At 70.0% G+C, this 11,840-nt stretch carries 4 protein-coding genes, 1 tRNA gene, 1 rRNA gene and 1 pseudogene; 6 read left to right on the top strand and 1 reads right to left on the bottom strand.

Translation table 11 applies throughout. From position 1 onward, the window contains the following. From rrf to B7767_RS16750, 3 genes are all read left to right on the top strand, one after another. Positions 1–112 (top strand): 5S ribosomal RNA (rrf, locus tag B7767_RS16740); the annotation flags it as partial. A 115-nt stretch (positions 113–227) separates the two neighbouring features. After that, positions 228–890, top strand: coding sequence for a DegT/DnrJ/EryC1/StrS family aminotransferase (locus B7767_RS16745; RefSeq protein WP_085572895.1), 663 nt, complete (start codon positions 228–230; stop codon positions 888–890). A gap of 78 nt (positions 891–968) precedes the next feature. Beyond that, positions 969–1,041 (top strand) — tRNA-Thr (locus tag B7767_RS16750). Positions 1,042–1,118: 77 nt separating this feature from the next. On the opposite strand, the gene B7767_RS16755 is transcribed toward B7767_RS16750, so the two are convergent. Continuing rightward, positions 1,119–3,758, bottom strand: a complete 2,640-nt coding sequence (locus tag B7767_RS16755; protein WP_256923470.1) for a SpoIIE family protein phosphatase — start codon at positions 3,756–3,758, stop codon at positions 1,119–1,121. Between the two features lie 499 nt (positions 3,759–4,257). On the opposite strand from B7767_RS16755, the gene B7767_RS16765 reads away from it, so the two are divergent. The 3 genes and pseudogenes from B7767_RS16765 to B7767_RS16775 form a co-directional block, all read left to right on the top strand. After that, positions 4,258–9,729, top strand: coding sequence for a HAMP domain-containing protein (locus B7767_RS16765; protein WP_107486148.1), 5,472 nt, complete (start codon positions 4,258–4,260; stop codon positions 9,727–9,729). A 307-nt stretch (positions 9,730–10,036) separates the two neighbouring features. Further along, positions 10,037–10,714, top strand: a complete 678-nt coding sequence (locus tag B7767_RS16770) for a two-component system response regulator (RefSeq protein WP_085572894.1) — start codon at positions 10,037–10,039, stop codon at positions 10,712–10,714. 156 nt (positions 10,715–10,870) lie between these two features. Then, positions 10,871–11,840: pseudogene (locus B7767_RS16775) on the top strand (cell division protein FtsK); the annotation flags it as partial.

Below are 11,840 nucleotides of genomic sequence, written 5' to 3' on the forward strand. Positions count from 1 at the left end.
TGGTCATAGCGTAGGGGAAACGCCCGGTTACATTCCGAACCCGGAAGCTAAGCCTTACAGCGCCGATGGTACTGCAGGGGGGACCCTGTGGGAGAGTAGGACGCCGCCGAACAATCATTCAAAAGGGTTGGACCCCGAACTTCGGTTCCGGGTCCAACCCTTTTTTGTTCTGCGTCACTTGACGTTCACGTTGCGCAACGAGCATCCACCGCATGAGTACTGCTGCACTGCTCAGGGCCGCCGGTGTCGGAGTGGGCGACGAGGTCGTCGTACCGGCCTTCGGGAACGTGGAAGTCGCCGAAGCCGTGGCGATGGCAGGGGCGCTGCCGGTGTTCGCCGACATAGATCCGGCGACGTACTGCCTGGAGCCGGCCGCGGTGGAGGCGACCGTAACTCCGCGGACGGTAGCCGTCGTTGTCATACACCGCTTCGGAAGGCCCGCCGACGTCGGGCGGTTGCACGCGCTCGGCCGTCGGCACGGGCTGCTGGTGCTGGAACACGGGGAATCCGAGGCTCCGTACGACGAGATGGCTCGGCGGCGGGAGCGGGCGGCGTTCCTCGACGCCAAGTTGAGGGGTGTGCGGACGCCCGAGAGCGGAGTCGGGCACACCTATCAGCAGTACGTCGTGCGGGTGCCGGGGAACGGCAGGCCCGACCGGGACGCCTTCGCACGCGCCATACGGGGCAAGGGCGTTGAGTGCCGCGTACCGGTGAAGACCCCCGTGCACCGGATGCCCGAGTTCCGGCGCTGCGTGTCCCTGCCCGAGACCGAGCGGGCCGCCGACGAGACGCTCGCGCTTCCCGTGGACGCGTCGTTGACCAGACGGGACATGCAGCGGATCGCGGCGGCGTGCAACGCGCTGGGCGGGCTGCTCCAGCCGACCGGCTGAGCGGCGGTTGGGAGCACGGGCCCGTTCGGGGTATGATCTATTCCGTTGGCGAGCGGGAAACCCCGCACACGACAACAGGCCCCTATAGCTCAGTCGGTAGAGCGTCTCCATGGTAAGGAGAAGGTCAACGGTTCGATTCCGTTTGGGGGCTCGGACAGAAAGGCCCCGCCCATTCGGGCGGGGCCTTTCTCATGCCCTGCGGGAGGTGCCCTGCGGGGAGGGCACCCGCTAATCCGTGTGCAGGCCCGGTACACGCATGGCGAGGATCGCCATGTCGTCGGACGGAGGTTCGGAGGCGAAGCGTTCCACGGCGCGCATGATGCGGGCCGCGACCGCGCCGGCCGTCAGTCCGGTGCAGGTGGTCAGGACGTCGGCGAGGCCGTCGTCGCCCAGCATGCGGGGGCCCTCGCGGCGTTCGGTGACACCGTCGGTGACGCAGAGGAGGACGTCGCCGGGATCGAGGGTGACCGTCTGCTCGTACAGCTCCAGGTCCTCGATGACGCCGAGGAGGGGCTGCGGCTCCGCCGCCGGTTCGACCGTGCCGTCCTGGCGCAGACGGAGCGGGAGGGGATGGCCGGCGCAGACCACCTTCAGTTCCGCGCTGCCGTCGTCCTGCGGGCGCATCTCGCCGTAGAGGAGGGTGAGGAAGCGGCTGCGGGCGCCCTCGTCGAGGATCGCGGAGTTGAGGCGCTCCAGGACCGCCGGGCCGCTGAGGCCTTCGCGGGCCAGCAGCCGGAGCGCGTGCCGGGCGAGACCGGTCACGGCCGCCGCGTTGGGGCCGGTGCCGCAGACGTCGCCGATGGCGAAGCCGTACGCGCCGTCGCTGATCGGGAAGAGGTCGTAGAAGTCGCCGCCGACCTCGTTGCCCTCGCCGGCCGCGCGGTAGATGACCTCGACCTCGACGCCGTCGATCGTCGGCAGCTCCGGCGGCAGGAGACTGCGCTGGAGGGACTGGCTGATGGCCGTGCGCTCCGAGTAGAGGCGGGCGTTGTCCAGGGCCAGCGCGGCCCGTCGGGAGAGGTCCTCGGCGAGCTCCAGGATCTCCTGGCGGAAGTGCTCGTCGGTCGGCTTGCCGAGCGTCAGCATGCCGATGACCCGGTTGCGGGCGACCAGGGGCAGGACCACCGTCTCGCCGCCGACCGCGGAGGCCGTCGCGAGGGTCGGGCCGATGCCCGGGGTGACCGGACGGGTCGGACTGCCGCTGAGGCCGAGGCTGCGCATGGAGGTGCGCAGGGCCGCCTGGTGGGCGACCTCCGCGGGGGCGGACCAGACGCGGGCGCCGGGCGTGGGCACCGGGTCGGGCGGGGCGATCTTCGACAACAGGGACTTGATGCCGTCGATCAGCTCCTCGTCCTCGTGCAGCACGTAGGAGAGGTACGGCTCGGAGGCCTGGTCGGCGATCGTGTAGACGGCGCACCAGGTGGCGAGGGTCGGCACCGTCATCTGGGCCATCAGGGCCAGGGTCTGGTCCCGGTCCAGGGTGCCGGCCAGCAGGTCGGAGGCCTCGACGAGGAAGCTGAGCGAGCCGCGGCGCAGGCGCTCCAGTTCGCCCAGGCGGGCCGACTCGACGGCGAGCGCGATGCGGTCCGCCGCGAACTGCAGGCGCAGCGCCTCCTCGTTGGAGTATCTGCCGGGTGCCTCGGCGGCGACGCCGAGGGAGCCGGTGAGGCGGCCCTCCACCTTCAGCGGGACGGTGACGACCGAGCGCATGCCGGTGCTGTTGAGGAGCGGCACCGCGCCGGGGACGGCGGTCAGGTCCTCGTGGACGGCCGGCATGCGGGCGGAGCCGTAGCGGCCGGGGCCGGCCTCGACGGGGACGCGGGCGAAGCGCTGGCGGGCTGAGGGCAGGCCGGTGGAGGCGCGGACCTCCAGTTCCGTCTCGTCGTCGGTGGCGAGGAGCAGGAAGGCGGAGTCGCCGTCGAGCATGTCGCGGGCGCGTTCCACCGTGCGCTGGAGCAGCCCGTCGAGGTCGTCCGGGGCCGGGGAGCCGATGAAGACCTCGAAGGGGTCGGTGCTCTGGCCCTCGGAGGTACCGGACTTGTCGGGCGCGGGGCCGCGCAGCGGGGTCTGCAGAACCGCCCGTTCGTGGTCCCGTACGAGGAGGCAGACCGTTGACGGTTCGCCGTCGGTGTCCCGGACCCGCAGGTGGGAGGCGTACACGGGGATCACCCGGCCGTGGGCGCCCCTGATGCCGTAGCTGCCCTCCCAGCGGGAGAGCCGGAGCGCGTCGGCGATGCCGGTGCCGGTGCCCGGGGTGTGCGGCCAGGCCGCGAAGTCGGTCAGCGGCTTGCCGGTGACCTGCTCGGCGGAGTAGCCGAAGAGTTCCTCGGCGTCCTCGTTCCAGGCGCTGACGGAGCCGGTCCGGTCGATCTGGACGACGGCGACCCGGACCCGGGTGTCGGCGAGGGGGAGGAGGTGGGCCGGCAGGGAGGGGCCGGCGGCGCGGGTGCCGACCGGGCGCGCGGGAAGGTCGAGCCGGAACCAGACGGTCTTGTGGGTGGGGGTGTAGTCCACGCCCCAGTGGCCGGCCAGGGCCGCGCAGAGCTGGAGCCCGCGGCCCCCCTCACGGTCGGGGTTGCCCATGCTGATGGCGGAGCCCTGGAGCGGGATCTCCCGCTCCGGATACCGGTCGGCCACCTCGATCCGTACGCCTTCGTCGCTGCGCAGACAGAGCAGGTCGGCGGAGGTGCCGGCGTGGACCACGGCGTTGGTCACCAGTTCGCTGGTGAGAACCACGGCGTCGTCGACGATGTCGGCGAAGCCCCAGCCCTGCAGGGTGTCGCGGACGAAGGAGCGGGCGCTCGCGACCGATCGCCCCACGGGCTCGAAGCTGGCGGCCGCGCGCGCGGTGATCACAGAACTCCCCATATGTCGGCGGCCCCTGCCCCTCCATGCCCGATTCCCCGGCTCGCTCGGTACAGGGTAGTCGGCCACTGGATCGGTGTTCAGGGGTATCCCCTTGCATCCTCCGGAGGGATACCCCTGAGCACCGACGCGACGCGTCTCGCGTCACAGGTCGGCTGATGGGCTTCGAGAAGCTGCCGAACTGTTGTGACTCCGCTTGGCCCGAAGGCCCGCTTCTCGCTGGATGCGAATCCGGCGAAGGACAAGCCCTGCCCGGCTGCTCAACGAGGAGCGACGTTGTGGGTTACGGTCATAGGTCGGCATGGTGGAACACTGGGCAGGCTTCCTGCAAAACGTCAGGGCGGGGCGAGTGCCCGCCGCCCACAGTGGGCAGCAGCCCGGGAAGCGGTCCAGCACGCGGATCGCGTCAGGCGGCAGTACGGGAAAGCGGCATCAACCGATGCGCCGAGCGTGGTAGCACCCAAGAACAGCGGTAACGGTCGACCCCTGCGGGAGGGACACAGTGGAGTCTGGCGCAGCGACGCGGGGCACGAAGACGACGCGCGCGAAAGGCGGACAGTCCCTGGGCAAGCCGGGAAGGGCGCGGGGCGGGACCACGACCGTGGACACGGCGGCCCTGAACCGGTTGATGACGGCGCTGGTGGCGATGCGGGACGGGAACTTCCGCAAGCGGCTCACGGTGTCCGGCGACGGCGTGATGGCGGAGATCGCGGCGGTCTTCAACGAGGTGGCCGACCGCAACCTCCATCTGACGGGTGAGCTGGCGCGGGTGCGCCGCATGGTCGGGCGTGAGGGAAAGCTCACGGAGCGGCTGGAGACGGGGGCCTGTGAGGGTTCCTGGGCGGTCGCGATCGACAACTCGAACGCGCTGGTGGACGACCTGGTGCGGCCCGTCTCCGAGGTGAGCCGGGTGCTGTCGGCGGTGGCGGAGGGCGATCTGTCGCCGCGCATGGAGCTGCGGACGCAGGCGGCGCCGGAAGGGGCCGGGCATCCGCTGCGGGGCGAGTTCCTGAAGGTCGCGCGGACGGTGAACAACCTGGTCGACCAGTTGTCGACGTTCACCGACGAGGTCACGCGCGTGGCCAGCGAGGTGGGCACCGAGGGCAAGCTGGGCGGTCAGGCCCAGGTGCGCGGCATGTCCGGCTCCTGGAAGGACCTGACGGACTCCGTCAACACGATGGCGGAGCGGCTGACGGCGCAGGTGCGCGACATCGCGCTGGTGACGACGGCCGTCGCGCGCGGTGATCTGTCCCGCAAGGTCACCGTGCACGTCGAGGGCGAGATGCTGGAGCTGAAGAACACCGTCAACACGATGGTGGACCAGCTCTCCGCGTTCTCCTCCGAGGTGACACGCGTCGCGCGCGAGGTGGGCACCGAGGGCGCCCTGGGCGGCCAGGCGCAGGTGCCCGGGGTGGACGGGGTGTGGAAGGAGCTCACCGACTCCGTCAACACCATGGCCGGGAACCTCACCGCCCAGGTGCGCGGGATCGCCGAGGTGACGACCGCGGTCGCCAACGGTGACCTGTCGCGGAAGGTGACGGTGCCGGCGCGCGGCGAGGTCGCGCAGCTCGCCGAGACGATCAACCAGATGACCGAGACGCTGCGGATCTTCGCGGACGAGGTCACGCGGGTCGCCAACGAGGTCGGGGCCGAGGGACGGCTGGGCGGTCAGGCGAACGTGCCGGGGGCGGCGGGGACGTGGAAGGACCTGACGGACTCCGTCAACACGGTGTTCCGCAACCTCACCACTCAGGTGCGGGACATCGCCGCGGTGACGACGGCGGTCGCCAACGGTGACCTGTCGCAGAAGGTCACCGTGGACGTGGCCGGCGAGATGCTGGAGCTGAAGAACACCGTCAACACGATGGTGGACCAGCTGTCCTCCTTCGGCGCGGAGGTCACGCGCGTGGCGCGCGAGATCGGTGTCGAGGGCGAGCTGGGCGGCCAGGCGCAGGTGCCGGGAGCGGCGGGGACGTGGAAGGACCTGACGGACTCCGTCAACACGGCGTTCCGCAACCTCACCGGACAGGTGAGGAACATCGCCCAGGTGACGACGGCGGTCGCCAACGGTGACCTGTCGCAGAAGGTCACGGTGGACGTCTCCGGCGAGATGCTCCAGCTGAAGAACACCGTGAACACGATGGTGGACCAGCTGTCGAGCTTCGCCGACCAGGTCACGCGGATGGCCCGGGACGTGGGCACGGAGGGCCGGCTGGGCGGTCAGGCGCGTGTGGACGGCGTGTCGGGCACCTGGAAGGAGCTCACCGACTCCGTCAACTCGATGGCGTCGAATCTGACCGGTCAGGTGCGCAACATCGCGCAGGTGACGACGGCCGTCGCGCGGGGTGACCTGTCGCAGAAGATCGACGTCGACGCGCGCGGGGAGATCCTCGAGCTGAAGAACACCATCAACACGATGGTGGACCAGCTGTCGTCGTTCGCCGACCAGGTGACCCGGGTGGCCCGCGAGGTGGGCACGGAGGGACGGCTGGGCGGCCAGGCGCAGGTGCCCGGGGTCGCCGGTGTGTGGCGGGACCTGACGGACTCCGTGAACGGCATGGCGTCGAATCTGACCGGTCAGGTGCGCAACATCGCCCAGGTGGCGACTGCGGTGGCGCGCGGTGACCTGTCGCAGAAGATCACCGTGGACGCGCGCGGGGAGATCCTGGAGCTCAAGAACACGCTGAACACGATGGTGGACCAGCTGTCGTCGTTCGCCGAGGAGGTCACGCGGGTGGCCCGTGAGGTGGGCACCGAGGGCATCCTGGGCGGCCAGGCCGAGGTGCAGGGGGTCTCCGGCACCTGGAAGGACCTCACGCAGTCGGTCAACGGCATGGCGAACAACCTGACCCTCCAGGTGCGCAACATCGCCGAGGTCACCACGGCGGTCGCCAAGGGCGACCTGTCGAAGAAGATCACCGTCGACGCCAAGGGCGAGATCCTGGAGCTGGTGACCACCGTCAACACGATGGTGGACCAGCTGTCGTCGTTCGCCGAGCAGGTGACCCGGGTGGCCCGTGAGGTGGGCACCGAGGGCATCCTGGGCGGCCAGGCGCACGTACCGGGTGTCACGGGCATCTGGAAGGACCTGAGCGACAACGTCAACCTGATGGCGAAGAACCTGACCACCCAGGTGCGGAACATCTCCCAGGTGTCCGCGGCCGTCGCCAACGGTGACCTGTCGCGGCAGGTCAGCATCGAGGCGCGCGGTGAGGTGGCGCAGCTCGCCGACACCATCAACATCATGGTGAAGACGCTGAGCGCGTTCGCCGAGCAGGTCACCAAGGTGGCCCGTGAGGTGGGTACGGACGGCATCCTGGGCGGCCAGGCGCACGTGCCGGGGGTGGCGGGGACCTGGAAGGACCTCACCGAGTCGGTGAACCAGATGGCGTCCAACCTGACCGGTCAGGTGCGCAACATCGCCATGGTGACGACGGCCATCGCCAAGGGTGACCTGACGAAGAAGATCGACATCGACGCGCGCGGGGAGATCCTCGAGCTGAAGACCACCATCAACACGATGGTGGACCAGCTGTCGTCGTTCGCCGAGGAGGTCACGCGGGTGGCCCGTGAGGTGGGCACCGAGGGCCAGCTGGGCGGCCAGGCACGCGTGCGTGACGTGGACGGCACCTGGCGGGACCTGACCGAGTCCGTGAACGAGATGGCCGGGAACCTGACCCGGCAGGTGCGTGCCATCGCGCGGGTGGCGACCGCGGTGACCCGCGGCGACCTGAACCTGAAGATCGACGTGGACGCGTCCGGGGAGATCCAGGAACTCCAGGACTACATCAACAAGATGATCGCCAACCTGCGCGACACCACGATCGCCAACAAGGAGCAGGACTGGCTCAAGGGCAATCTCGCCCGCATCTCCGCGCTGATGCAGGGCCGCCGCGACCTGGAGGACGTGGCCTCGCTGATCATGAGTGAGCTGACACCTGTGGTGTCCGCGCAGCACGGCGCGTTCTTCCTCGCGATGCCGCTGGTCGACGGCGAGGACCTGAACGCCGCGGACGACGACCAGTTCGAGCTGCGCATGCTCGGCTCGTACGGCTACTCCATGGGGTCCATGCCGACGTCGTTCCGGCCCGGTGAGGGGCTCATCGGGACGGCCGCCGTGGAGAAGCGCACGATCCTGGTGCAGGACGCGCCCAGCGGCTACCTGAAGATCTCCTCGGGGCTCGGGGAGGCACCGCCGGCGCAGGTGATCGTGCTGCCGGTGCTGTTCGAGGGGAAGGTGCTCGGCGTCATCGAGCTGGCCTCGTTCACGCCGTTCACGCACATCCAGAAGGACTTCCTCAACCAGATCGCCGAGATGATCGCGACGAGCGTCAACACCATCTCGGTCAACACCAAGACCGAGCGGCTGCTCTCGCAGTCCCAGGAGCTGACCGAGCAACTGCGCGAGCGATCGGCGGAGTTGGAGCAGCGACAGAAGGCGCTGCAGGCGTCCAACGCCGAACTGGAGGAGAAGGCCGAGCTGCTGGCCCGGCAGAACCGCGACATCGAGGTGAAGAACACCGAGATCGAGGAGGCGCGGCAGGTCCTGGAGGAGCGTGCCGAGCAGCTCGCGGTCTCCATGCGCTACAAGAGCGAGTTCCTCGCCAACATGTCGCACGAGCTGCGTACGCCGCTCAACTCGCTGCTGATCCTGGCGAAGCTGCTCGCCGACAACGCGGAGGGGAACCTCTCCCCGAAGCAGGTCGAGTTCGCCGAGACCATCCACGGCGCCGGGTCCGACCTGCTGCAGCTCATCAACGACATCCTCGACCTGTCGAAGGTCGAGGCGGGCAAGATGGACGTCTCCCCGACGCGCATCGCGCTGGTCCAGCTCGTGGACTACGTGGAGGCCACCTTCCGGCCGCTGACCGCGGAGAAGGGCCTGGACCTGTCCGTGCGGGTGTCGCCGGAGCTGCCGGCCACGCTGCACACCGACGAGCAGCGGCTGCTCCAGGTGCTGCGCAACCTGCTGTCCAACGCGGTGAAGTTCACCGACTCCGGATCGGTCGAGCTGGTCATCCGGCCCGCCCGGGACGAGGTTCCGCAGGCCATCCGGGAGCAGTTGCTGGAGGCCGGTTCGCTGACCGACCCGGACGCGGACCTGATCGCGTTCTCGGTGAGCGACACGGGCATCGGCATCGCGGCCGGCAAGATGCGGGTGATCTTCGAGGCGTTCAAGCAGGCCGACGGCACCACCAGCCGCAAGTACGGCGGTACGGGTCTGGGGCTGTCCATCTCGCGGGAGATCGCGCAGTTGCTCGGCGGCGAGATCCACGCGCAGAGCGAGCCGGGCCGCGGTTCGACGTTCACGCTGTACCTGCCGCTGCACCCGAGCGAGCTGCCCCCGAACGGCTACCAGCAGCCCGTGCCCGCGCTGGAGGCCGGTGACCTGGTGGCCTCGGCCGAGCTGACCGGGCCGCAGGTCGAGACGCCGGCCGAGGTGAAGTCGTACCGGGACACCCAGAACGGTCCGGCCGCGCTGTTCCGGCGCCGCCGCAGGATCACGCTCGAGCAGCGGCCCGCTCCGGAGGCCGAGCAGTGGTCGGACGTGGAGCAGCAGGAGCCGGCTCCCCGGCCGTCGAGCCGCGGCATCCGTTTCGGCGGGCAGAAGGTGCTGATCGTCGACGACGACATCCGCAACGTCTTCGCGCTCACCAGCGTCCTGGAGCAGCACGGCCTGTCCGTGCTGTACGCGGAGAACGGCCGCGAGGGCATCGAGGTGCTGGAGCAGCACGACGACGTGGCGGTCGTCCTGATGGACATCATGATGCCCGAGATGGACGGGTACGCCACGACCACGGCCATCCGCCGGATGCCGCAGTTCGCCGGGCTGCCGATCATCGCGCTCACCGCGAAGGCGATGAAGGGCGACCGTGAGAAGGCGATCGAGTCGGGTGCCTCCGACTACGTGACCAAGCCGGTCGACCCCGATCACCTGCTGTCGGTGATGGAGCAGTGGATGCGGGGGGCGTGAGACCGGCGTCCGGAGGGGGCGCGAAGGTGACGGGAAGCTCCGGTGTTCACATGATGTTGCTGACGCGGTGTGCGCGAAGTCGTGTAGAAGTACGGGAATCGGGGAACCTTCTGGTCTCCTGCCGCGTTTCTGCTACGTGCACAGTGACATCGCGGTGACAGGGTGTGGCGACGGGCGGGGTGCGGCTACGATGACCGGCACAAGGACGGGCGGCGCAAGGGAGTCGTCCCCTGGGGCGGTACCCGCGGGTACAACCCCAGGTCCTGAGGACAGGGGAGGCCCCAAGCCGGGGCGAGGAGGGCGGGCCATGGTGCAGAAGGCCAAGATCCTCCTGGTCGATGACCGGCCGGAGAATCTGCTCGCGCTGGAGGCGATCCTCTCGGCGCTCGATCAGACGCTGGTGCGGGCATCGTCCGGGGAAGAAGCGCTCAAGGCACTGCTCACGGACGATTTCGCGGTCATTCTGCTGGACGTCCAGATGCCGGGCATGGACGGTTTCGAGACCGCCGCGCACATCAAGCGGCGGGAGCGGACCCGGGACATCCCGATCATCTTCCTCACCGCGATCAACCACGGCCCGCACCACACCTTCCGCGGGTACGCGGCGGGCGCGGTCGACTACATCTCCAAGCCGTTCGATCCGTGGGTGCTGCGCGCGAAGGTCTCGGTCTTCGTCGAGCTGTACATGAAGAACTGCCAGCTGCGGGAGCAGGCGGCGCTGCTGCGGCTCCAGCTGGAGGGCGGCGAGAAGGACGCGGCCGAGTCCAAGGAGTCGGCGGGGTTGCTCGCGGAGCTCTCGGCGCGGCTCGCGGCCGTCGAGGAGCAGGCCGAGGCGCTCACCAAGCAGCTCAACGACGAGTCGACCGACGCGGCCGCGGTGGCCACGGCCGCCCATCTGGAGCGCAAGCTCACGGGGTTGCGGCGGGCGCTGGACGCCCTGGAGCCCGGAACCGGCAGCGCGTCGTCGGTGCCGTCCCAGAACTGACGCCGAGGACAGGGCCGTTGTCCGGGCATCCGGTGCGCCGCGGACGTGAGGCCGCGTCAACTGCGGGTCAACGTCACGCCTCGACAAGAGCGACACGAACGGGTGAAGCATCCGCCACGCGTGTCCCCAACCGTCTCCACCGGTAACCTCACACCCATGGCCTCACGTCCCTCCGCAGCCAAGAAGCCGCCCGCGAAGAAGGCGCCCGCTTCCGCGAAGGCCCCGGCGAAGAAGGCCGCTGCCAAGAAGGCCGCTGCCAAGAAGGCTCCGGCGAAGAAGGCTCCTGCCAGGAAGGTCGCGGCGAAGAAGCCCGCGCCCGCACCGGCCGCCCCGAATCCGACCAGCGGCGTCTACCGGCTCGTACGCGCCCTGTGGCTGGGCCTCGCGCACGCGGTGGGCGCCGTCTTCCGCGGCATAGGGCAGGGCGCCAAGAACCTCGACCCCGCGCACCGCAAGGACGGCCTGGCGCTGCTGCTGCTCGCCGTCGCCCTGATCGTCGCCGCCGGCACCTGGGCCGATCTGAAGGGTCCCGTGGGCGACCTCGTGGAGATCCTGGCCGCCGGTACCTTCGGCCGGCTCGACCTGCTGGTGCCGGTCCTGGTCGCCGTCATCGCCGTACGGCTCATCCGGCACCCGGAGAAGCCGGAGGCCAACGGACGGATCGTGATCGGTCTGTCCGCGCTCGTCATCGGCGTGCTCGGGCAGATCCACATCGGCTGCGGCTCGCCCGCGCGCGGCGACGGCATGCAGGCCATAAGGGACGCCGGCGGGCTCATCGGCTGGGGCGCGGCCACACCGCTGTCGGCGACCATGACCGACGTCCTCGCCGTGCCGCTGCTGGTGCTGCTCACCGTCTTCGGCCTGCTGGTCGTCACCGCCACCCCGGTCAACGCCATCCCGCAGCGCCTGCGGCAGCTCGGCGTGCGGCTCGGACTCGTCCGCGAACCCGATCCGGAGGAGTTCGGCGAGGACGACGAGCGCTACGAACAGCAGTGGCGCGAGTCGCTGCCCGCGAGCCGCCGCGGACGGCGGCCGGCGCCCGAGGAGTACGACCCGGACGGCGCGGAGCAGGAGGCGCTGTCCCGGCGCCGGGGCCGGCCCCGGCGGCCCGCGGTGCCGAGGCCCG

Source organism: Streptomyces sp. 13-12-16 (assembly GCF_002114215.1).
Classification (GTDB): Bacteria; Actinomycetota; Actinomycetes; order Streptomycetales; family Streptomycetaceae; genus Streptomyces.